Source organism: Pseudonocardia sp. ICBG601, assembly GCF_020496245.1.
This window is the reverse complement of the sequence record NZ_JAHLJA010000001.1, coordinates 1-22,620: the sequence shown is the minus strand read 5'-3', so window position 1 is coordinate 22,620 and position 22,620 is coordinate 1. Positions and strand designations below refer to the sequence as shown.

The 22,620-nt window shown below is 71.6% G+C and carries 18 protein-coding genes, 1 tRNA gene and 2 pseudogenes; 10 read left to right on the top strand and 11 right to left on the bottom strand.

Annotated features, from left to right (window positions below):
* Positions 1-435: pseudogene (locus KPL57_RS00105) on the bottom strand (cytochrome P450); the annotation flags it as partial.
* Complete coding sequence (locus KPL57_RS00100; RefSeq protein WP_226349882.1) at positions 432-1,883, bottom strand: MFS transporter; 1,452 nt, start codon at positions 1,881-1,883, stop codon at positions 432-434. The gene KPL57_RS00100 and the pseudogene KPL57_RS00105, both read right to left, overlap by 4 nt.
* A 74-nt stretch (positions 1,884-1,957) precedes the next feature.
* Between KPL57_RS00100 and KPL57_RS00095 the strand changes: the two genes are divergently transcribed.
* Positions 1,958-2,620: a TetR/AcrR family transcriptional regulator gene (locus KPL57_RS00095; protein ID WP_226349881.1), complete on the top strand. Its 663-nt coding sequence runs from the start codon at positions 1,958-1,960 to the stop codon at positions 2,618-2,620.
* Between the two features lie 127 nt (positions 2,621-2,747).
* On the opposite strand, the gene dapA is transcribed toward KPL57_RS00095, so the two are convergent.
* The 3 genes from dapA to KPL57_RS00080 all read right to left on the bottom strand — a co-directional run bounded on the left by dapA (position 2,748) and on the right by KPL57_RS00080 (position 6,537).
* Positions 2,748-3,626 carry a 4-hydroxy-tetrahydrodipicolinate synthase gene (dapA, locus tag KPL57_RS00090; RefSeq protein WP_226349880.1) on the bottom strand — a complete coding sequence of 293 codons (879 nt, stop codon included), beginning with the start codon at positions 3,624-3,626 and terminating at the stop codon, positions 2,748-2,750.
* A gap of 50 nt (positions 3,627-3,676) precedes the next feature.
* The gene (locus tag KPL57_RS00085) at positions 3,677-5,083 is read right to left on the bottom strand and encodes an NAD(P)/FAD-dependent oxidoreductase (protein ID WP_226349879.1); all 1,407 of its coding nucleotides are present in this window, start codon (positions 5,081-5,083) and stop codon (positions 3,677-3,679) included.
* Positions 5,084-5,169: 86 nt separating this feature from the next.
* Complete coding sequence (locus KPL57_RS00080) at positions 5,170-6,537, bottom strand: MFS transporter (protein WP_226349878.1); 1,368 nt, start codon at positions 6,535-6,537, stop codon at positions 5,170-5,172.
* 319 nt (positions 6,538-6,856) lie between these two features.
* Between KPL57_RS00080 and KPL57_RS69205 the strand changes: the two genes are divergently transcribed.
* Positions 6,857-8,116 (top strand): CdaR family transcriptional regulator, encoded by a 1,260-nt coding sequence (locus KPL57_RS69205; protein WP_226349877.1) that lies wholly within the window; start codon positions 6,857-6,859, stop codon positions 8,114-8,116.
* A gap of 793 nt (positions 8,117-8,909) precedes the next feature.
* Positions 8,910-8,991, top strand: a tRNA-OTHER gene (locus KPL57_RS00070).
* Between the two features lie 120 nt (positions 8,992-9,111).
* Here the strand turns inward: KPL57_RS00070 and KPL57_RS00065 are convergent.
* Positions 9,112-9,336, bottom strand: coding sequence for a hypothetical protein (locus KPL57_RS00065; RefSeq protein ID WP_226349876.1), 225 nt, complete (start codon positions 9,334-9,336; stop codon positions 9,112-9,114).
* Between the two features lie 297 nt (positions 9,337-9,633).
* On the opposite strand from KPL57_RS00065, the gene KPL57_RS71690 reads away from it, so the two are divergent.
* Entirely contained in the window at positions 9,634-10,125 is a 492-nt protein-coding gene (locus KPL57_RS71690) for a helix-turn-helix transcriptional regulator (RefSeq protein ID WP_226349875.1), read from the top strand.
* Positions 10,126-10,185: 60 nt separating this feature from the next.
* Entirely contained in the window at positions 10,186-10,479 is a 294-nt protein-coding gene (locus KPL57_RS00055) for a hypothetical protein (protein WP_226349874.1), read from the top strand.
* A gap of 154 nt (positions 10,480-10,633) precedes the next feature.
* Here the strand turns inward: KPL57_RS00055 and KPL57_RS00050 are convergent.
* The 5 genes and pseudogenes from KPL57_RS00050 to KPL57_RS00030 form a co-directional block, all read right to left on the bottom strand.
* Positions 10,634-11,917, bottom strand: a pseudogene (locus tag KPL57_RS00050) (MFS transporter).
* Positions 11,918-11,970: 53 nt separating this feature from the next.
* Positions 11,971-13,455, bottom strand: a complete 1,485-nt coding sequence (locus KPL57_RS00045) for an AMP-binding protein (protein WP_226349883.1) — start codon at positions 13,453-13,455, stop codon at positions 11,971-11,973.
* A 39-nt stretch (positions 13,456-13,494) separates the two neighbouring features.
* A complete protein-coding gene (locus tag KPL57_RS00040; protein WP_226349873.1) occupies positions 13,495-13,641 on the bottom strand; it encodes a DUF1059 domain-containing protein in 147 nt (48 codons plus the stop codon).
* A 123-nt stretch (positions 13,642-13,764) separates the two neighbouring features.
* Positions 13,765-14,922 carry an acyl-CoA dehydrogenase family protein gene (locus KPL57_RS00035; protein WP_226349872.1) on the bottom strand — a complete coding sequence of 386 codons (1,158 nt, stop codon included), beginning with the start codon at positions 14,920-14,922 and terminating at the stop codon, positions 13,765-13,767.
* On the bottom strand, positions 14,922-16,154 hold the full coding sequence (locus tag KPL57_RS00030) for an acyl-CoA dehydrogenase family protein (protein ID WP_226349871.1): 1,233 nt from the start codon (positions 16,152-16,154) through the stop codon (positions 14,922-14,924). The genes KPL57_RS00035 and KPL57_RS00030 overlap by 1 nt, the downstream gene beginning before the upstream one ends.
* 155 nt (positions 16,155-16,309) lie before the next feature.
* Between KPL57_RS00030 and KPL57_RS00025 the strand changes: the two genes are divergently transcribed.
* From KPL57_RS00025 to KPL57_RS00005, 5 genes are all read left to right on the top strand, one after another.
* On the top strand, positions 16,310-17,134 hold the full coding sequence (locus KPL57_RS00025; protein WP_226349870.1) for a mycofactocin-coupled SDR family oxidoreductase: 825 nt from the start codon (positions 16,310-16,312) through the stop codon (positions 17,132-17,134).
* Positions 17,135-17,148: 14 nt separating this feature from the next.
* Entirely contained in the window at positions 17,149-18,603 is a 1,455-nt protein-coding gene (locus KPL57_RS00020; protein WP_226349869.1) for an aldehyde dehydrogenase, read from the top strand.
* Between the two features lie 34 nt (positions 18,604-18,637).
* Positions 18,638-20,161 carry a class I adenylate-forming enzyme family protein gene (locus tag KPL57_RS00015; protein ID WP_226349868.1) on the top strand — a complete coding sequence of 508 codons (1,524 nt, stop codon included), beginning with the start codon at positions 18,638-18,640 and terminating at the stop codon, positions 20,159-20,161.
* A gap of 113 nt (positions 20,162-20,274) precedes the next feature.
* The gene (locus KPL57_RS00010) at positions 20,275-21,825 is read left to right on the top strand and encodes an aldehyde dehydrogenase family protein (protein WP_226349867.1); all 1,551 of its coding nucleotides are present in this window, start codon (positions 20,275-20,277) and stop codon (positions 21,823-21,825) included.
* A gap of 94 nt (positions 21,826-21,919) precedes the next feature.
* Positions 21,920-22,620: molybdopterin-dependent oxidoreductase (locus tag KPL57_RS00005; protein ID WP_226349866.1), on the top strand; the 701-nt coding region annotated here is incomplete at its 3' end.

Below are 22,620 nucleotides of genomic sequence, written 5' to 3'. Positions count from 1 at the left end.
GGGGATGGGTAGCGCGTAGTGGGTGACCAGGTCCGCGGGCGAGCCGGTGTGCTCGAGCGCGTCGAGGTGGTCGTCGACGATCTGCGCGATGCGCGGCTGGAGGCGGCGCATCCGGCGCACCGTGAACTCGGGGGTGAGCAGGCGGCGCAGTCGGGTGTGGTCGGGCGGGTCGAGCGAGAGGAGGTTTCCGCTGCGATCCCCGGAGAGCTGGCGGGGGTCGCGGCCCGGGGAGCCCTCCAGGTCGGCGGGGGTCCACCCGTTGCGGAAGGAGTCGGCGTCGCCGAGCATCCGGCGGACGTCGGCGTGGCGGGTCAGCATCCACGCCTGCGGGCCGAAGGGGGTCGGTACCCGGCGGAGGGGCTGGTCGCGCAGCGCCTCCGCTGCGGGGGCGGGTCCGAAGCCGGTGCGGCGCAGATCGAGCTCGGTGGTGGTCATGAGTGGTCCTCCCGGACGGAGTCGATGGCGGGGCGACGGGGGATCGCGGCGGTGATCGCGACGGCGACGAGTGCGGAGCCGGCTCCGAGCAGCATCACGACGAGGAACGCGGTCTCGGTCGGGACGGCGACGCCGCCCACGGTCGTCGTCATGCGGGCCAACAGCACACCCGCGACGGCACCGGCGGTGGACAGCCCGATGGCGCGCATCAGGTTGTTGAGGCTGTTGGCGGCCGCGGTCTGGGTGACCGGCACGGCTGCCATGACCAGCGCGGGCATGGCCCCGTAGGCGAGACCGACCCCGGAGCTGATGACGACCGAGCTGAGCACGAGCTGCCAGATCGCGGCGTGGAACGCCGCCCCCAGTCCGTACCCGGTGGCAACGACGACCGCGCCGACCATCAGTGTGGTCCGCGGCCCGCGGGCGGCACTGATCCGCGCCGACACCGGCGACATCGCCATCATGCAGAGTCCGCCGGGGGCCAGGACCAGCCCGGCGACCAGGATCGACTGCCCGAGCCCGTAGCCGGTCTCCTTCGGCAGCTGCAGCAGCTGCGGGAACACCAGCGACATCGCGAACATCGAGAAGCCGAACACGGCGGAGGCGATGTTGGTGAGCAGCAGCGGACGGCGCCGGCTGACCCGCAGGTCGATCAACGGTTCGGGGGTGCGCAGCTCGTGCAGGCAGAACAGTGCGAGTGCGAGGGCGGCGGCGCTGAGCAGCCACAGTGTCGGCGGTGCGGCCCAGCCCCAGCCGCCACCCTTGGACACGGCCAGCAGCAACGTGACCAGCGCGACCGAGAGCAGAAGGGCCCCGAGCAGGTCGAACCGGCCGCCGGTGCGCTGCGGCGACTCCGGCACCAGGCGGGCGACGAGGGTGATGACGACGGCTCCGAGCGCGGCGGCGGCCCAGAACAACGCGTGCCAGTCCGTGGCCTGCACGACCAGCGCCGACAGGGGCAGGCCCAGCGCGCCACCGACGCCGAGCGAGGCGCTCATCGTCGCGGTGCCCGACCCGACCCGCTCGGCCGGGAGCAGGTCGCGCATCAGGCTGATGCCGAGCGGGACGACACCCGCGGCCAGCCCTTGCAGCACCCGGCCCACGAGGAGCGGGACCAGCGTGGCGCTGAGCGCGGCGACGGTCGAGCCGATGACCAGCACCCCCAGGCACACCAGGAGCATGCGGCGCTTGCCGACCATGTCGGCGAGACGGCCCACGACGGGAACGGCGACGGCGCCCGCGAGCAGGGTTGCGGTGACGATCCAGGCGGTGTCGGCCGGATCGGCGCCGAGCAGCCGCGGGAACAGCGGGACCAACGGGATCACCACGGTCTGTTGCAGCGAGACCACGATGCCGGCCGCGGCGAGGACGGCGACCAACGCCGGGGCGCGTTCCCCGGGGACGGGCCCGGTCGGCGGGGAACCGGGCGTCGTGTCGGGACGAGTCATGTCACGAACGCTAAGTCAATCAGTTGACTGAAATCAAGTGCGGGTAGTTGACTGTCTGCGGAGAGGGAGGCGAGATGGACAGAGTGGACCGGCAACACGTGGACCGGGCGGGGGCGACCCGCAAACGCATCCTGGATGCGGCGGAGCGGCTCTTCGCCGAACACGGGGTGCGTGCGGTGTCCAACCGTGCCGTCGCCGAGGCGGCGGGGCAGGGCAACAACACCGTCGTCGGCTACCACTTCGGCACGAAGGCCGACCTCGTACGGGCGCTGGTCCGAAGGCACGCCGCTGCGATGGACGCGCGACGCGAGGCGATGGTGGCCGCGCTCGGTCCCGCACCGGGCGTGCGCGGCTGGGTGGACTGTCTGGTGCGCCCGGTCGCCGAGCACCTGGCCGAGCAGCGGGTGCCGACCTGGTACGCCCGGTTCGGAGCGCAGGTCATGACCGATCCCGAGTTCCGCGAGGTCATGGTGGGGGAGTCGCTCGGGTCCCGGTCGCTGACCACCGTCCTCGACGGACTGAACAGCGCGCTGCCGACGCTCCCGCCCGATGTGCGGCTCGAGCGCGGCGACATCTGCCGTCAACTGCTGGTGCACCACTTCGCGGAGCGGGAGCGGGCGCTGGCCGACGGACTGCCCACGCCGCGGTCGTCATGGGACGAGGCTGCGGACGGTCTCGTCGACGCCTTGGTGGGGATCTGGAGGGCGCCGGTGAGCAACACGATGCGGGCCGACTAGCCACGCACATGCGGCACCCGTCTGATCCCGGCCGTCGCCGGTGACGTTCCCGGACGGGTCGCGGTGCGCCGTGACCGGGTAGGGCTGCCGCCCGCGCGTGTGGACGACGGCACTGACCGTCCTCGCCTCAGAGTGCGGCGAGTCGCTTCTCGATGTGCCGTGCCTGCACCGGTGTGAGGTCGGCGACGGGGCGTCGCGGTGAGCCGACGGGGTGGCCCAGCGAGGCCAGCGCGCTCTTGATCGCGGGCATGAACGGTACCGAGATGAGCGCGTCGATCACCGGGTACACGTGCTTCCACGCCGCGAGGGCCCGGTCGTGGTCGCCGTGGCGCACCGCCCGGTAGACCGCGACGATCTCGGCCGGTACGACGTTCGCGGCGCCCGCGAGGACACCGGCCGCGCCCTCCACCAGCGAGGCGTGGATCAGGCTGTCCCAGCCGACGAACGTGGCGACGTGGTCGGCGTGGTGGTGGATGAGCTGCAGCGCCTGCTCCATGTTCGCGCTGGAGTCCTTAACGTAGCGGATGGTGTCGATCTCGCGAGCGAGAGTGCCGACGGTGTCGGGGTCGAGGTTGACTCCGGTGGCCGCGGGGATGTTGTAGAGCATGACGGGCAGATCCGTCGCCCCGGCGACCTCGCGCAGGTAGTCGACGGTCTCGGGCACGGTCAGCGGCTCGTAGTAGGGCGTCACGAGCATGGCGACGTCGGCGCCGGAGATCCGGGCCTCGTCGGTCAGCCGGATCGCCTCCGCGGTGCTGGTGGCGCCGGTCTGGGCGACCACGGGTACCCGACCCGCGGTGTGCTCCACGACGGTGTCGACGACGAGGCGTCGCTCGTCGGTGCTCAGCGCGGCGAACTCGCCGGTGGAGCCGCAGGCCACGAGGCCGTCGACACCCCCGTCGATCGAGCGGTCGACGAGGAACCGGAGTGCGTCGACGTCGACGGCGCCGTCGGCGTCGAAAGGGGTGGCGAGCGCGGTGAGGACGCCCTGCAGGTGCTGGGTCATGTCGATTTCTCCTGACGGTGGACGGTGTGGACGGATGCCGGTGGTCGGTCTCAGGACGCGACGGCGGAGGCGACGACCGGCGCCTCCGCACGGCGTCCGCCGCGGGTCTGACGTTCGGTCGCGAGGACGCCGGCGGCCTCCTGCGCGGCGGTGAAGCCGGAGGAGACGGCGGTCTCGGTGTAGAGCGTGCCGAGGTAGTCGCCGGCCAGGAACACGCGTTCGGCCGGTCGGGTGAGGGCCGCTTGCAGGGCACCGCGCCCCGGGAAGCAGTACGGGGCTCCGGTGGGCCAGCGCTGGACGTGGGCCTCGGAGATGACGTCCGCGGAGCCGGGCAGCACCTGATCGAGATCGCGGGTGTAGATGTCGAGGATCTCGTCGTCGGACCGGTCGAGGAGGGTGCGGGCCAGGCCGGCGGGGGAGAACGTCATCAGGCTGCCGCCCGGCCGGCGGTGGGTGGTCTCGGCGCCGCGGGCGATGTTGCCCATGTTGAGGGCGACGTTGAACGACCGCTTGGGTGTGGCGATTCCGTAGGCACCGTCCCACGGGCGAGGACCGGTCTCGTCGGTCAGGAACGCGGCGCTGACGTAGGGCCCGTAGACGATCTTCGACAGCGCCTCTCGAACGTCACCGGGCAGGTCCACGCCGACGCGGTGCGCGACCGGTGCGGGCGCGGCGAGGACGACGGTGCGGCCCTCGACCTCGTGGTCGACCCCGTCGCAGGTGTAGCGGACGACGACCGATTCGCGGCGGTGCACGACCTCTTGGACGTGGGCGCCGAGTCGGATCCGGTCACGCATCGACGCGGCGATGGTCTCGGTGAGCACGGACGGGCCGCCGGAGATGCTGCGGTCCAGGCCCTGGCCGATGTTCCAGACCAGGCTGAAGTAGCCGATCCCGGCGCCGGCGGCCAGCTCGTCGGGGTCGGCGGCCGAACGCGTGACGGTGGGCCGGAACAGGGCCTCGGCGTCCTCGGGCAATGAGCCGGTGTACTCGGCGAAGGTCCGGTCGTTCTCGAAGGCGTAGATGCGCTCCTGCCGGGCCCGGGGGCTCTCGCCGGGGCGGACGGAGACTGCGCGGGCGTAGCGCAGGACGTCGAGACCGACCCTGGCGCCGGCACGGACCAGGGCGATCCGTGACGCGATCGACATCGGGATGCGCACCGGGTAGCTCTCGACCCGGCCCTTGAGCAGGAGCTTGCCGTTCATCGCGAGCCCCGTGAGCGAACCCGGCACTTTCACCGAGCCGACACCGGTCTCGCCCAGCAGGGCCGCGGTCGCGGTGTTCGCCCCGGCGAAGACGTGCCCACCCCAGTTGAGGAAGTACGGTCCACGCCGTTCCGAGCGGATCCGCCCCCCAACCCTGTCGCCGGACTCCAGCACCACGGTGTCCCAGTGGCGCAGGCGCCAGGCCGCCGCCAGACCGGACAAGCCGGCTCCGACGATCACTACGTCCTTCACGTCGTACTCCTCGTGTGCTGTTACGGGCGGAACGGTTCTCGCGGTGCGGGGGTTCGAACTGGCCCCGGGGGACCGGGTCGACCGGGTCAGGACGACGGTGCGTCGGAGGAGCTGACCGCGGACCGTGCCCGGGAGTCCGCGGCGCCGAGCGCGGCCGCCTCGCCCAGACCGAGGTCGCGGGTCTCGGGTGCCCAGAGCCAGGACACGACCAGCCCCAGCAGCGTGATCACCGCACCGATGAGCATCGTGGGGCCGATCCCGAGACCGGACAGCGACAGCGGGACGAGGAACGTCCCGACAGCTGCTCCGATCCGCGACAGCGACGAGGCCAGACCCACCGCGGCGCCTCGGATCTCGGTCGGGAACAGCTCGTTCGGGTAGATCCACTGGAGGATCTGGGAGCCACCGATGAACACGGCGTAGGCGACGAACAGACCCATGACCACAAGGGTGGGGGCGTCCGGGAAGATGCCGAGCAGCAGCATCGCCAGGCCGGCCCACAGGAAGCTGTGGATGATCAGCGACCGGCGGCCCATCCGGTTCACCAGAAGCAACGAGACCACGCAGCCGACCATGAACATCACGGTGATGACGGCCGCGCCGATCGTGTCCGCGCCCTCCTCCAGGCTCAGTGCCCCGAGGATCTTCGGGCCGAACGCGTAGATGGCGAACAGCGGGACGATCGAGCACGTCCAGAACAGCGTGATGAACAGCATCCGCTTGCCGTAGCCGGCCCGGAGCAGGGCACCGATCCGCAGGTTCTCCTGGACCTCGGGCTCGATGTCGTCGACCGAGGCGTCCGGGCCGAAGACCTTCTTCATGACGGCCGTGGCCTCCTCGGTGCGCCCCTTCTTCAGCAGCCACCGCGGCGACTCCGGCGTGCCGATCCGGCAGAGCACGATGATCAGGCCCGGGAGCGCGGCGCTCGCGAGCATCCAGCGCCAGCCGTCCTCGTGGGCCAGCAGCAGCTCGCCGACCAGGTAGGCCGCGGCCGCCCCGACGAACCACATGGTGACGAACGCGCCCAGCAGCGGACCGCGGTACTTCCGCGGCGAGAACTCCGCGAGCAGGGACGTGGCGATCGGGTAGTCGGCGCCGACGGCGACGCCGACGAGCAGCCTCATGACGATCAGCCAGAACGCGTCGGTGACGAAGAACTGCAGGGCCGAGAAGACGATGATCGCGATGAGGTCGATCGTGAACAGCAGATGCCGTCCGAAGATATCGGTCAGCCACCCGCCGACGAACGCCCCGAGGAAGATGCCGATCAGCGCGGCGGCACCGACCAGACCCTCCTCGGACGGGGTGAGGCCCAGCGTCGGTGAAGCCTGGACGAGGGCGACACCGATGATCGACAGCACGTAGCCGTCGAGGAACGGTCCGCCCGACGAGAACAGCGCAAGCTTCTTGTGGAAGCGGGACAACGGCGCGTCTTCGAGCACATTGTGGGACATCGGGACTCCGGATTCGGGTGCCGTGCCGCGACTGTGCGGCAACGCTCCGCGTGGCCAGCGGCGCGTACCGACGACGGTGTCAGCGAGAGCGCGGTGGCGGCTTCCGGCCACCGTCCGAACCTCGGACCCTTCACTCCGACACGGTGTCGGATGCAGCTCTATGAACTGATGATCCGTCTCACCGCGCCGCCGTCGCCTACCGTTGACCCCTCTGCTGGGGGCGCATACCTTCGGACGCTCGAACGCCGACGCACCGATGTGACCGGGGGACTGACGTGACCACCGACCTTGCGGTCGTCACCCGCGGCCCCGTCCGCCGGTGACGGCCCCGCGAGCCCGGGGACCGGGAGGCCCGGACCTGCCGACCGGGGCGGTGGCCGACGGCCTCCAGCAGGTCGTCGACGCGCTCGCGGCGAGATTGGGCCGGTCGGTCGCGGTCGACGACGGCCGGGGCCGTCTGGTCGCCGTCAGCCGGCACTTCGGTGACGAGGACGACATGCGTGTCCACGCACTCATCCAGCGCGAGTCGGACCCGCGGGTCATGGCGCACTTCCGCGCCCATGGCATCTACGACTGGCGTGCGCCGGGACGGACCCCGGCGGCTCCGGACTTCGGCTTCAAAGCCCGTGTCGTCTGTCCCGCGCGGGCGCACGGCATCCCCTTCGGCCACCTGTTCCTCATCGACGACGGAGTGCAGGAGTGGGAGGTCGACCTCGCCGCGGCGGCCGCCGCCGAGGTCGGGCTGCTGATGTACCGGCGGCTGGTGATCCACGAGCAGGACGGCCGGCGGCGTGGGGAGCTCGTCCGTGACCTCGTCGCGCCCGCCGCCGCTACGCGTGCCCTCGCCCGCACTGCGCTGGGTGCCGAGCTCGGCGTCGAGGGGACCGCGCCGGTCGTCACGCTGGTGGTCGACGTTGCCGAGGCCGGGCACGAGACGGACGTGTGTGAGTCGGGTCTGGCCGCGGGAGTGGAGCGGGCCGCCCGCGACCACGGGATCTCACGCCCCCTGCTGTCCGTGGTGGCGACCAGGGCCGTCCTCGTCCTGACCGGCGAGGCGACCATGACGGGGACGCCCCGCTCCGTGGCCACCCAGGCGGTCGCGGAGGCGGCGAGGCTCTGCCGGAGCCGGGTCGTCGCGGGCCTCGGGAGATCCGGTGTGGGGACCGATGCCACCGTCGACTCCTACGACGTCGCCCTGCTGACCGTGCGCGCGGCGACAATGCTCCCCGCACTCGGCGACATCGTCGGCGAGGACGACCTGGGGGTCTTCGCCGTCCTGCTGCGCCTACCCGACGACGAACTCCGACCGTCGCTGTATCCGGGTCCGCTGCGCAATCTGCTCGCCCACGAGTCGGGGCCCGGCCTGGCGGAGACGCTGGAGGTCTACCTCGACGAGGGCTGCGAGGCGACCCGGACCGCCGCGCGCCTACAGATCCACCGATCGACGCTGTACTACCGACTCGGGCGGATCGAGTCGTTGTCCGGGGTCTCGATGCAGGACGGGAACGGGCGGTTGGCGCTGCACATGGGCACCAAGCTGCGACGCATCGTCGAGGCCCGCAGCGGCGGGCGGACCTGAGACCGACACCCGTCCCGACGGCTCGTCCGTACCGTGAGACGGGATGCGTGGGCGCGCGGAGCTCCCCGGTCCGGAACGGGAAACTCCGGATGATCGTCCGGCGTCCGACCTGGATCTGATCGAGCAGCTGCGGCGGAGCCAGAGCCAGAGCCAGCATGTTCACGAATGGTCATGGCCGTCGCACGTGCGGTGGAGCTGGGCGCCTGCGGTGGCAGGAGATCAGCAGGACACCGAACGGTACCCGCCGCCGGGTCTACCAGGATCAGCGTGCCGTGGGCACAACGGGCGACGACGAGTCCGCCGTCGGTCACCACCAGGGTCGATGATCAAACGCGCGCACGGCAGTGTCCACAGCGTCGCGCAGATGGCTAGGACCCCGACGCGGACGGGTCCGATCCCACGAACCGGGACCAGCAACTCGTCGCCCAGGAGTGCCACCCGCGCTCCACGACCCGGTGCGACCGGGCGGCGCTGCGATCAGGTGGGCGGAGCGGCACTCCCAGATCTCGATCATGCGCCCCTCGGTCGCCGTGTCGCGCGGCCCGCCCTCCGCCGGGCCCGCGGTCACCCCGGAGAGGAAGAGCTGTTTGCCGACCTGTTGGCCCTGGTCGACGGTCACGCCGAGGGCCAGCGGCGGCCGATTCGGCATTCGAACGACAGCGATCTGTCCGATCGGCGATGAGCGGCGTGAAGACTCATTGACCGGTTGGCTGGAGCAATCGTGGAGCAAGGCCCCTGCACGGGGCTGAATCCAACGACATCAAACCGCACCGTAACGCACCACCTGGCCTGCAAGGACGTGCGTTTCCCCTGGTCAGGGTCACCGTGAAAAGACCCTGGGGGTCAAGGGGTCGCAGGTTCAAATCCTGTCGTCCCGACGGTCGAACTGGGGCGGTTTCTCCTGTCGGAGGGGCCGCCCTTTTCGCTGTCTGCCTGGGGATACTCAGTACTTCGATACTCACAACGGTGATCTTCGGGTGCGATCGCCTACGGGGTCATTCCATGATCGAACCCCCGTTGTGTGCGCCCTGTGTGTGCGAGGGGTATTCGGTATGTGCGCCGAACGCCTCGCGGGCCCGCGCCGCAGCACGCGCCTCGGCCTCGGCCGCGTCGAGCGCGTCCTGCATCGCGTCCACGGCCTCCCCGGTTACGTCGGCGGTCAGGTAGGAGCACACGTCCGAGGTGATCGAGACGGCGCTGTAGCGCAGGGTCTGGCTCACGATCGGCAGGAGGACTCCCTCCCCCCCCCGCGATCATCATTGACGTCGCGAGGTGCCGCAGTTCATGCACCCGCACCCGGGGGAGTCCCGCCGCGTCGGTGAGCGCCCGGAACTTCCGCAGTACGTACTCCGGGCGCAGCGGCGCGCCGTTCTCCCGGGCGAACACCAGGTCGTGACCGGCAGAGGCCTCGCCCCATCGCGCCCGGTCGCGGTCGTGCCGTTCACGCTGACGCCGCAGCGCCTCTACAGCCCGCGCGCGTTGCGCCGGGCCGCCCCGAGGGTTCCTCCCGCGCGGGCGTGGATCGTCGAGGCCTTGTCGTCGGTGAGGAGCGGGCCCGGCTGGCCCGGACCCTGGGCGCGCACGTGTTCGCCGAGCGGGCCCGCCGCGGGTGGACCCAGGCCCGGCTCTCCGAGCTGTCGGGTGTGGGGGTCGGGCTGATCGCTGACCTGGAGAACAGGCGGGCGCGTCCGTCGGATCGGACGACGGCCCGGCTGGCCGCGGCGTTCGCCTCGGACGGCGACGACCTGGCCCGCGCGGTTGAGGGCCCGTCCGTCGCCATCCACACACGGCGTAGTCAACCAGTGCCAGACCGGATCGCCAGATCAGTACGGTCGCCGGATGATCCTCGCCGCCGAGGCCGCCACCTCCGCCACCTCCGCCACCTCCGCCACCACACCCCTGTGGGTCACGGTCCTGACTCCGACCCTGACGCTCGTCGGTGTCCTGTGGACCCAGCGTGCGGCGGACCGTCGGGCCGATCGCGACGCCGAGCGTCGTATCGAGCATGAGCGCGAGCGTGCCCTTGTAGAGCGAGTCCACGTTCTGTACGCGGACCTGCTGAGAAAGCCATGGAGCTTCTCGAATCCGCTTCTGAGGGCATTGGCAGCTTCAATCGGACCTACATTGACTTCGTTGCCCTCCAGATTCAGGCCCAAGCGCTCGGTGAACCGTCTGTTGCTTCGATGGCAGGGGTCTTCTTCTCGAAGACCAACGAGCTGGATGAAGCTCGTCGTTCTGTCGATCATGGAAAGCTGCCGCCTGCCTGGGAGGCTGCTCTCGATTCGGCAGTAGACCACCAAACTGCCCTTATCGAGGTTATCCGGCGAGAGCTGGCGGTCCGTCCTACCCGTCTTGCCCGTTGAGCTTGTCGATAAACGAGCCGAACGAGTCCATGTCGTACTCGCGCCTGGCATCGAACCTGCACCCCGGACCGATGGCAACCCTCCATCGAACCCCGGCACGTCGACGGTCGTCGTCGACGTGCCGGAGAACGCGCCCGGCGCCCGTGACCCCTCGTCAGGGCGCGGGCACCGTGCCCTGACGACCCCCGGCGGAGGCCCCGGAGGTGGCGGTGACCATCTCGACGTGCCGGGTGTCGGGCAGGCCGAGCGTGCACAGCGCACTGACCAGGGCCAGGAACGCCAGGTAGAAGCCGATGGCCATGCTCCCGTAGGACGCGACGAGCGCGGTGGCGACCAGCGGTGTCACCGCGCCGCCCAGCACCCCGGCGAGGTTGTAGGCCAGTCCTGCTCCGGTGTAGCGGTACTGCGCGCTGAACAGCTCGGGGAGCATCGCCCCGACCGGCCCGTAGGCGAATCCGACCACCCCGAGCACCAGGCACATCCCGAGCCCGAACGACCAGACGGTGCCGATGTCGAGAACGGGGAAGGCGATCAGCCCGACGACCACGGAGGCGAGGTTCCCGGTGAGCACGAGTCGCCTGCGCCCTCGCCGGTCCGAGGCCACCGCACCGATGATCGTGGTGACGGCGAAGACGGCACCGCCGATGATGCCCAGTGCGAGCACCGTCGTCCGCGGGTGCTCCAGCACCGCGGTCCCGTACGTGGTCAGGTAGGTCACGCCGATGTAGAAGAACGCGAAGACGGTCGTCGTGACGAACGCGCCGAGGAACACCTCACGCGGCTGGCGGGTGACCGCCTCGAGGACCGGCAGCTTCGCCACCGAGCCGGACGCCTTCGTCGCCTCGAACGCGTCCGACTCCTCGATTCGGAGCCGGACGAACAGTCCCACCCCGATCAGCAGGGCGCTCCCGATGAAGGGCAGACGCCAGCCCCAGGCGAGGAACGCCTCGTCCGACATGGTCAGTGCGGTGACCAGGAAGGTGGCGCTGGCGAGGGAGAACGCGACCGACGGCCCCAGCTGGGGGTACAGCGCGTACTTCCCGCGCTGGGCCTTGGGGGCGTTCTCCGCGGTGAGCAGCGTCGCCCCCGCCCACTCGCCGCCGACCGCGAGGCCCTACAGGATCCGCAGGACCACCAGCAGGATCGGTGCGAGGGCGCCGATCGCGCCGGTCGAGGGCAGCAGCCCGATCGCGACGGTCGACGCCCCCATGAGCAGCAACGTCGTGACCAGGGTGCGCTTGCGACCGATCCGGTCGCCGAAGTGTCCGAACAGGACCGACCCGAACGGTCGGGCGACGAACGCGACGCCGAAGGTGGCCAGTGCCAGCAGGGTTCCCTCGGCCGCCCCCAGCTCGGGGAAGAAGACCTTGTTGAACACCAGCGCCGCGGCGGTGCCGTAGATGAAGAAGTCGTAGAACTCGATCACGGTGCCGGTCATGCTCGCGAAGGCGACACGGCTCATCGGGTTGCGCTGCGTCGCGCCGGTGGAGGTCATGGTCTGGGCTCCGTAGGGATCGTCACCGCGTGGAGGTCACCGTGGTCGGCGTGGGCCGGGACGGTCGCGAGCTGCTCTCCGGAGCCGAGCTCGTCGATCGCGATCCGGCGCATGCGGAACTTCTGGATCTTTCCGCTCGCGGTGGTGGGGAAGGAGTCGGTCAGGCGCCACAGCGCCGGGATCTTGGACCGGCTGATGCGGCCCGTGCAGAACTCGACGAGCTCGGATACGGCGGGTTCGGAGCCGGGGTTCGGCCGGACCCAGGCCATGACCTGCTCCCCGTAGTAGTCGTGCGGGACGCCGATCACCTGGGCGTCGCTGACCCCCGGATGGCCGCGCAGTACCTCCTCGATCTCGCCGGGGTGGATGTTCTCCCCGCCGCGGATGATGACGTCCTTGATCCGTCCCACCACGGTCACGACCCCCCGCTCGTCCATGACGGCCAGGTCGCCGGTGCGCATCCAGCCCGCCGGATCGATCGCCTCGGCGGTCGCCGCGTCGTCCGCCCAGTAGCCGCGCATGACGCCGTAGCCGCGGGTGTACTGCTCGCCGGGTGTCCCGACGGGCACGACCCGGCCGGTGGCGGGGTCGACGATCGTGACCTCGACGTGCGGGGTCGGCCGTCCGACGGTGTGGTCCCGCACGTCCGGCGGGTCCTCGGGCAGCGTCTGGGTGGAGATCGGCGAGGTCTCGGTCATGCCGCACACGGTGGACAGCCGCGGGACGTGCAGCCGGTCGCGGATCGAGGCCAGCAGCTCCGGCGGGCACGGTGCGCCCCCGATCAGCCCGCCACGCAGCGAGCCGACGTCCGAGCCGGCCAGGTCCGGGTGTTCGAGCAGCGCGCGGAACATGGTCGGCACGCCGTAGACGGCCGTGCACCGCTCGGCGACGATGCTCCGCAGGGTCCGCCGGGCGTCGAAGGGCCCCCCGGGCAGGACCAGCGTCGCACCGTGCGAGCCAGCACCCAGCGTGCCGAGCACCATCCCGAAACAGTGGAACAGCGGTACCGGCACACAGATCCGGTCCTGCTCGGAGAACCCGGCCTGCGCACCGACGAGGTGGCCGTTGTTGAGCAGGTTGTGGTGGGTCAGGGTGGCGCCCTTGGGCCGGCCGGTCGTGCCCGAGGTGAACTGGATCGCCACCGGGTCGCCGGGATCGACCCGCCGCTCGGCCTCCGCGACCCCGGTGGGCTCCGCGGCGTCGAACTCGGCCCAGTCCCGCTCGAAGGTCACCGCACCCTGCAGCTCGGGGCAGGTCGTCGCGACGTCGGCGACCAGCTCGGCGCAGTCGGTCCCGCGGTACCGCGCGGCGTGGAAGAGCAACCGGGTGCCCGAGTGCCGCAGCGCCTGGCCGAGCTCGGCCCGCTCGTAGGTCGGGTTCAGCGCGACGAGTACCGCGCCGATGCGCGCCGCCGCGTACTGCAGGACGACCCACTCGTGGCGGTTCGCCGCCCACACCCCGACCCGGTCGCCGTGGCCGATGCCGCGGGCGTTCGGCGGCCCGCGGACCGATCGGGACCGTCAGTACGCGATGAAGAGGATCTCGTCGCGGCTGTACTCGTGGCCGGGGTGGAACTCGGCGAGATGTTCCTGGGTCAGGCGGACCAGGTCGTCCTCGTCGGTACCGGTGATCCGGGCCCCGCAGGGGCAGGTCAGGTTTCGCTTCATGGTCGTCCCATCGTGACGTGACATCGGTCCACCGCGGATGCCGGCGGACGCCCGATCCCGGTCCGGGCGCCTCGCCCGGGGGAGCGGACGCCGGTTCCACCGGGTGTCCACGGTGCACCCTGCTCAGCTGTCGGCGCCACCGGGCGCCGGGGAGAGCCGCGCGTAGCGCGACCGGTGGTCGTCGGCGGTGCCGAACTCGCGTTCGACGACGGTCAGCCGGGTGAAGTGATGGCCGATGGCGAGCTCCTGGGTCATCCCCATCCCACCGTGGAGCTGGACCGCGTTCTGACCGACGAAGCGTGCCGCCCGGGCGACGGTGACCTTCGCCGCGGACACCGCGCGGGCGCGCTCGGCGGGCGGTGCTTCCAGGCGCAGCGTGGCGAGGTAGGTCGCCGACACCGCCTGTTCGAGCTCGAGGTACATGTCGACCATGCGGTGCTGCAGGGCCTGGAACGAGCCGATCGGCTGACCGAACTGGCGGCGTTCCTTGGTGTAGGCGACGGTGTCGGCCAGCACCGTCCGCAGGGAGCCGACGGCCTCCGCGCAGACGGCCGCGACCGCCTCGTCCAGCGCGGGGGACAGCACGGTCCAGCCCTGTCCCTCGTCGCCGAGCAGCGCATCGGGCGGGAGCCGGACGCCGTCGAGCTCGAGGTCGGCCGCGTGCCGGTCGTCGATCGTGCGGTAGGGGTGCACGCGCATCCCGGCCGGCGGCGCGGCCGCGTCGAACGGTACGGCGAACAGGGAGATGCCGTCCTCGTCGCGACGGTCCCCGGCGGTGCGGGCGCTCAGCAGCAGGTGCGTGGCGTGCGGTGCGCCGACGACGACGGCCTTGGCCCCGTCCAGCACCCAGTCCCCGCCGTCGCGGCGGGCGGTCATCGTGACGTCGTGCGCGGTGTGGCCCGATCCCGGTTCGAGCAGGGCGGGCGCGATCCGGGCCCCGCCCGAGGCGAGGGCCGTGAGGAGCGGAGCGGCGTCCACCCGCCGGAGCACGCCGCCGCCGAGCACCACGCTCTCCACGTAGGGCTCCAGGACCCGGGCCCGGCCCAGCTCCTCGGCGATGACCATCGTCTCGACCGGGCCGCCGCCGGAGCCGCCCACGCTCTCGGGCAGCGCCGCGCCGAGGATGCCCAGCTCGTCGGCGAAGGCCCGCCACAGCTCGGGCCGGTGACCGGCGTCGGAGCCGAGGGCCGTGCGGCTGGTCGCGATGTCGTGCCGGTCGGCGAGGAAGCCGGCGAGCGCGTCGCGCAGCAGGGTCTGCTCCGCGGTGAGGGTGAAGTCCATCAGAGTCCCAGAGCTGCCTTCGCGATGATGTTCCGCTGGATCTCGTTGCTGCCGGCGTAGATGGAGCCGGCCCGGTCGTTCAGGTAGCGCAGCGGCGCGACCGCCTGCCAGGCCTCGCCCCCGACGTAGCCGTCGGCCGGTGGTGCGAATTCGGAGACCGCGCCGCCCGGGCTGGTCGCGTGCGGCTGGTAGGCCCGGCCCCGTGGCCCGGCCGCCTCCAGCAGCAGCTCGGTGAGGGTCTGGCTCAGCTCCGTCGCCAGGATCTTCAGCATCGACGAGGCCGTGCCCGGGTTGCCGCCCGCGGCCACGGTCGACAGCACCCGGAACTCCAGGACCTCGAGCACGTCGATCCGGATGCGGGCGTCCGCCAGCCTGTCGGCGAACACCGGCGAGTCGATCAGCGGTCGCCCGTCGGCACCGGGCTGGGTGCTCGCCGCGCGGGCCACCTGCTCGGCCATGACCTGCAGGCCGGGCGCGGCGGCCACCCCGCCGCGCTCGAACTCGAGCAGGTACTTCGCCACCGTCCAGCCGTCGTCGATGCGGCCGATCACGTTGGTCTTGGGCACCCGGACCCGGTCGAAGAACTCCTGGTTCTGCACGACCTCCCCCGAGGTCATGACGAGCGGGCGGACCTCGATGCCCGGCGAGGTCATGTCGATCAGGAGGAAGGTGATGCCCTGCTGCTTTCTGCCAGTACGGCTGGTCCGCACCAGGCAGAACATCCAGTTGGCCTCGTGCGCGTGCGTGGTCCAGATCTTGCTCCCGCTGCACACGAGGTGGTCGCCGTCGTCCTCGGCCGTCATCGACAACGAGGCCAGGTCGGAGCCCGACTCGGGCTCGGAGTAGCCCTGGCAGAAGAAGATCTCGCCGCTGAGGATCCGCGGCAGGAAGTATGCCTTCTGCTCCGGGGTCCCGAACTCGACGAGCACGTGGGCCACCTGGGAGATCCCCATCGGTGACAGGGGCGGCGCCCCGGCGAGCACGGACTCGCGGGTGAACAGGTAGTGCTGGGCGACCGACCAGTCGCAGCCGCCGTGCTCGACCGGCCACGCCGGGGCGGCCCAGCCGCGTTCGTGCAGGATCGCCTGCCACCTCATGCTCGCATCGTGATCGGCGTACACGCTGGTCATCAGGCTGCCGGCGCGCCGCAGGTCCGGTGTGAGCCGCTCGTCGAGGAACGCCCGGACCTCGTCCCGGAACGCCAGATCCTCCTCCGACCACCGAAGATCCATGTCTGTGCCACTCCCGCCGCCGTGCCGTCGGCCGGAAGCTAACACGTGTGGACAACGCTCACCTAATGCCAATAGGCTGCGGCTCGTTCGCGGTGACGGGGCCGTGGTCGAACCGGACCCCGGCCGTCCCCCCCCCGGCATGAGGGAGCACTTCCATGGGCAGGCTCGACGGCAAGGTCGTGTTCATCACCGGAGCGGCACGGGGGCAGGGACGGTCCCACGCCGTCCGGTTCGCGGAGGAGGGGGCCGCGGTCGTCGCGGTCGACATCTGCGAGCAGATCCCGACCGTCTTCTACCCGATGGCCACCAAGGACGACCTCGACGAGACCGTCTCGCTCGTCGAGGCCGTGGGTGGCCGGATCGTCGCCCGCGTCGCCGACGTCCGTGACCGCGCGGCACTCCAGGACGCCCACGACGCGGGTGTGCAGGAGTTCGGCCACATCGACACCGTCCTGCCGAACGCCGGGATCATGCCGGTGATCAACGAGGGCGAGCAGCGTCAGGCCTGGTTCGACGGGATCGACACCCTGCTCACCGGGGTCTGGCACACCATGGAGGTCTGCCTGCCGGGGATGGTCGAGCGGGGCCGCGGCGGTTCGGTCCAGATCACCAGCTCCGCGGCCGGGCTCTCCGCGATCGGGCTGAGCACGGTCCCCGGGCAGGCCGCCTACTCGGCCGCGAAGCACGGCGTCGTCGGGCTGATGCGGCTCTACGCGTCCCAGCTGGCGAAGCACTCGATCCGGGTGAACACGGTGCACCCCACCGGCGTGAACACCCCGATGGTCGTCAACGAGCCCTACGGCGCGTTCACGGAGGCGTTCCCCGAGATCGCGGGCAGCCCGAACTACCAGAACCCCATGCCGGTCCCCCTCGTCGAGCCGGTCGACATCAGCAATGCGCTGGTCTACCTGGCCTCGGACGAGGGCCGGTACGTGACCGGGGTGACCTTCCCGGTCGACGCCGGCTACCTGAACCGCTGAAGGGACACATGCTCATGGACGTGCGGAACGAACTGCTGATCGACGGGGAATGGCGGAAGCCGGCGTCGCCGGTGCGGATCCCCGTCATCTCGCCCTCCACCGACGAGGTCATCGGTGAGGCGCCCGATGCGAACGCCGACGACGTCGACGCGGCCGTGCGGGCCGCCCGCCGCTCGTTCGACGAGGGCGTGTGGCGGCACCTCCCGATGGCCGACCGGGTCGACGTGCTCGCACGCGCGATCGACCTCATCGAGCCGAGGCTGGACGAGATCGGGCGACTGGTCACCGCGGAAATGGGGCTGCCGAGCACCTTCGCCGCCATGCAGATCCCCGGCGCCCTCGGCGTCGGCAGGTTCTTCCTGGACGTCGCGCGCGGCAGCAGCCTGACCGAGCTCCGCACGACGATGCACGGACCGGCCGCCGTCATCAAGGAGCCGGTCGGCGTCGTCGCCTCGATCGCGCCGTGGAACGGCCCGTTCAACATGGCCGTCTCCAAGCTCTGGCCCGCCCTGGTCAGCGGCTGCAGCGTCGTCTACAAGCCCGCTCCGGAGACCCCGCTCGACGGGTTCTTCATCGCCGAGGCGCTGACCGAGGCCGGGGTCCCGGCCGGGGTCTTCAACTACATCACCGGGGACCGCGACGCGGGCCGCGCCCTCGTCGCACACCCGGGTGTGGACAAGGTCAGCTTCACCGGGTCGACGGCGGCCGGGCGCCAGATCGGCAGGGAGTGCGGTGGCAGCTTCAAGCGGCTGCAGCTCGAGCTCGGCGGCAAGTCCGCCGCGATCGTGCTCGACGACGCCGACCTCACCACCACGATGACCGGGCTCGCCACGGGGTCGTTCTTCAACACCGGCCAGGTCTGTGCCGCCTACAGCCGGGTCCTGGTCCCGGGCAACCGCTACGACGAGGTCGTCGGCGCCCTGGTCGCGACCGCCGAGTCGTTCGTGGTCGGTGACCCGTTCGACCCCGCCACCACGATGGGCCCACTGGTGTCGAAGCGGCAGCAGGAACGGGTGCTGGGCTACATCGAGACCGGCCGGGCCGAGGGGGCCACCGTGGCCACCGGCGGTGGCGTGCCGGCCGGCATGGACACGGGGGCCTACATCCAGCCCACCGTCTTCACCGGGGTCGAGAACGGGATGCGGATCGCCCAGGAGGAGATCTTCGGGCCGGTCGCGTCGGTCATCCGGTACGACACGCTCGACGAGGCGATCGCGATCGCGAACGACTCGGAGTACGGCCTGCACGGCGCCGTCTTCACCGCGGACCCGGAGCGGGCCGCGCACGTCGCGCGCCGGGTCCGGACGGGCACGTTCAGCGTCAACTCCTTCACCTACAACACCGAGGCGCCGTTCGGCGGGATGAAGTGCTCGGGGGTCGGTCGCGACACCGGTCCGGAGGCCATCGACTCCTACTACGAGCTGAAGGCCGTGAACCTCACCGAGGAGACGGCGCCGCTCTTCTCCTGACCCACCCGTCCACCACGACTCCTGGAGAACGATCGTGAGCGGTACCGTCGTCGATGCCCTGACCTGGTGGGCCCGCACCGTCCCGCACCATCCCGTCATCGACTTCGACGGCGACGTCGTCACCTACGCCGAGCTGGACTCGTGGTCGGACGGGGTCGCGACCGGGCTGCGCGAGCGCGGGATCGGGCGCGGTGACCGCGTCGGGATCGTGGGGGCGAACAGCCTCGAGTGGTGCGTGGCCGCCGTCGCCGCCTGGAAGACCGGTGCGGTGGCCTGCGGCTTCAACCAGCGGTTCCGGGCCGGTGAGCTGGCTGCACTCGTCTCCCTGTGCGAGCCGGCCGCGGTGTTCGGTGCCACCGAGCAGCTCGACGTGCTGCACGAGGTGCGCGACTCGGGCGCGGAGTTCACCGTGCTCGACCTCGGGGAGGTCGTCGGTGCGGCGCGTGGCGTCGCCCATCCGCCGGTGGGGGCCTTCGACGCCGACCCGGACGACCCCACGGCCATCGTGTTCACCAGCGGGACGACCGGCACCCCCAAGGGGGTGGTGTTCACCCACCGCACGATCGCCGGGGTCGTGCACGAGTGGTCGCTCGGCGAGCCGGTGGCACCGAACGACCTGCGCGTGCTGCTCGTCCTGCCGATGTTCACCGCGGCGGGGGTGATCTGGGGGCTCGCGCGCAGCGTCGTGCAGGGCGGCACGATGCACCTGCAGCCGCGGTTCGACCCGCCCCGGGCGCTGGAGGTCCTGCGCGACGCCCGGATCACCACCTTCACCGGCCCGCCGATCCTGTTCGAACAGGTGGCCGGGGTCGCCGGTTTCGCCGACACCCGCCTGGACCACCTCACGACGGCCTGGGTCGGTGGTGCGCGGGTCCCGGTCCCGCTGCTGGAGCGGTGGCGTCCCCGGGGTGTGGCGCTGCGCCAGATCTACGGTCAGACCGAGATCGGCGGAACGGCCACGGCCATGTCCGCCGAGGGGGCCGCACGGCACCCGGACCGGTGCGGCTGGGGCGGCCCCCTCACCCGGGTACGGGTCGTGGACCTGGAGGGGCGGGACTGCGCACCCGGTGAGGTCGGCGAGATCCTCCTGCGCGGTCCCGGGATGTTCCCCGGCTACTGGCGCAACGAGGAGGCGACCGAGCAGGCCCTGCGGGGCGGCTGGCTGCACACCGGAGACCTCGGCACGCTCGACGAGCAGGGGCTGCTCGCCTACGTGGACCGGATCGGCGAGATGATCAACTCCGGCGGCCTGAAGATCTCCCCGGCGGAGCTCGAGACGGTCATCGCCCAGGTGCCGGGGGTCGGGGAGGTCGCGGTCGTGCCCGTGCCCGACGCGAAGTTCGGCGAGACGCCGGCGGCGGTCGTGTGCGCCGACGGCGAGCTCGACCCGGCCGGTCTGGTGGCGTTCTGCAACGAGCGGCTGGCCGACTACAAGGTGCCCCGGTACGTGATCGCGCACGACGGCCCGTTGCCGCGCATGGCCAGCGGCAAGATCGCCAAGCGGGACCTGCGGGCGGCCTACGCCGACGCGCCCGCGCGGTTTCCCCGGGTGCGCTGAACGACCCGTGTCGCGACAGGTGTCGAGTCGTTACAGATGACGTAATCTGTCTCATCGATACCGAGCTGGGTGCCGCGGGCAGCCGGCCGAGGACACGGACTCGAAGGAGAGCCATGAGCGCGACGACCGAGCGGGACCCCCGGTCCACCGCCCACGCGGGTGCCGAGCGCGAGGTGCGGTGCCCGGCCGACGGCCGGGTCGTCGGCACCGTCTCGTGGCAGGGCGCCGACGACGTCGTCGCCGTGGCCCGGGACCTGCGTGCGGCGCAGCCCGCGTGGGAGGCACTCGGGCCGCGGGAGCGCAGCCGGCACCTGCGGCGCTGGCTGGACTGGCTGCTCGACAACGAGCGGCGGGTGATCGGCCTCGTCCAGGCCGAGACCGGCAAGTCGTGGTCCGACAGCGCGGTCGAGATGCAGGTGGCCGTCGACGTCATCAACTACTTCACCGGCAACGCGGAGAGGTTCCTGGCCGACCGCAGGGTCGCCCCGGCGGGTCTCCCCAACAAGGTCCGCCGGCTGCGGGTCCGCCACCGCCCCTACCAGCTCGTCGGGCTCATCACGCCGTGGAACGGCCCGCTCGCCGGGCCCATGATGGACGTGGTGGGCGCCCTGGTCGCCGGCGCCGCGGTGCTGAGCAAGCCCTCCGAGGTCACCCCGCTCACCTGGGCCGCCGCGGTCGAGGGGTGGAACGAGATCGGCGGGCCCCCGGTCCTGGCGTGCGTCATCGGCGACGGCACCGTGGGAGCCGCGGTCGTCGAGCAGGTGGACATGGTCATGTTCACCGGGTCCGTGGCCACCGGGCGGCGGATCGCGGCCCGGGCGGGCGAGCGGCTCATCCCGTGCAGCCTGGAGCTGGGCGGGAAGGACCCGATGATCGTGCTCGCCGACGCCGACCTCGAACGTGCCGCGGGCGGTGCGGTGTGGGGCGCGATGATGAACGGTGGCCAGGCCTGCATCTCGGTCGAGCGGGTCTACGTCGAGGCTCCTGTCCACGACGAGTTCGTCGCGAAGGTCGTCGAGAAGGTCCGCGCGATCCGCCAGGGCATGGACGCCCCCGGGGCCTTCGCCACCGAGATCGGCTCGATGGTGACCCCCGCCCAGCTGGAGGTCGTCGAGCGGCACGTCGCCGACGCCGTCGCCAAGGGCGCGCGGGTGCTCGTCGGTGGGCGGCGCGGAGCGGGGGAGGGCAGCTACTTCGAACCGACCGTGCTGGTCGACGTGGACCACTCGATGGACTGCATGCGCGAGGAGACCTTCGGCCCGACCCTGCCGATCATGAAGGTCGCCGACGAGCACGAGGCGCTGCGGATGGCCAACGACTCCGACTTCGGGCTGTCGTCCAGCCTGTGGACCCGGGACCGGCGCCGGGCGGACCGGCTCTCCCGGCTCATCGAGGCCGGGTCGGTCTCGATCAACAACGCACTCGTCGCCGTGTTCCAGATGCCGGTCCCGATGGGCGGCTGGAAGCAGTCCGGGCTCGGCACCCGCTTCGGCGGCGCCGAGGGCGTCCTGAAGTACTGCCGGCGCCAGTCGGTCGTCTCGGAACGCATCGAGCTCACGGCCGAGCTCAACTGGTTCCCGGTCGTGCCGGCCCGTTCGGAGCTGATGGGCAGGATCGTGCGGTTCCTCGGGGCCCACGACTGGAAGCGCCGCCTGGGGCGGTGAACCCGTGCTGCCGGGTGGTCGCGCGGCGACCACCCGGCAGCACGGAGGCCGCGGACCGTGCACGGGACCGGCCCGACGACAGGGGGGACCCTTCATGTCTCATGCTGGAACGGCGGCGACGCCGGTCGACCCGACCGGCCACCGTCCTCGGATTTGTCCGCTCTGCGAGGCGACCTGTGGCCTGCTCGTCGAGTTCGACGGCCGGCTCGCGCGCTCGGTCCGGCCGAACCCGCACGACCGGTTCAGCCACGGGTACGCCTGTGCCAAGGGGCTGGGGCTCGCCCGCCTCGACGGTGATCCGGACCGGCTGACCGTCCCCCTGGTCCGGCGCGACGGCCGGCTGCGGGAGACGAGCTGGGAGGAGGCCTTCGCCGAGATCGGGCGGCGGCTGCCGCCACTGGTCGCGGAGGACCCGCAGTCGGTGGCCGTCTACACCGGCAACCCCGCGGCCCACCACCTGGACCACACCCTGTACCTGCCCGCGTTGCTCGGCGCCATCGGCTCCCGCAACCTGTTCTCGCCGGCCAGCATGGACACGTGGCCGAAGAACCTGGTGACGGCGCTGCTGTACGGCACCGGGATCGGGATGTCGCTCCCCGACATCGACCGCACCGACCATCTGCTGCTTCTGGGCAGCAACCCGGTTGTCTCCAACGGCAGCACCGTCTGCGCCCCCGGGTTCGCCCGGCGGCTGGACGACCTGCGCGGGCGCGGGCGGCACCCTGACCGTGGTCGACCCCGCACGGGACCCGTACCGCCGAGATGGCCGACCGGCACCTGGCGATCCGGCCGGGC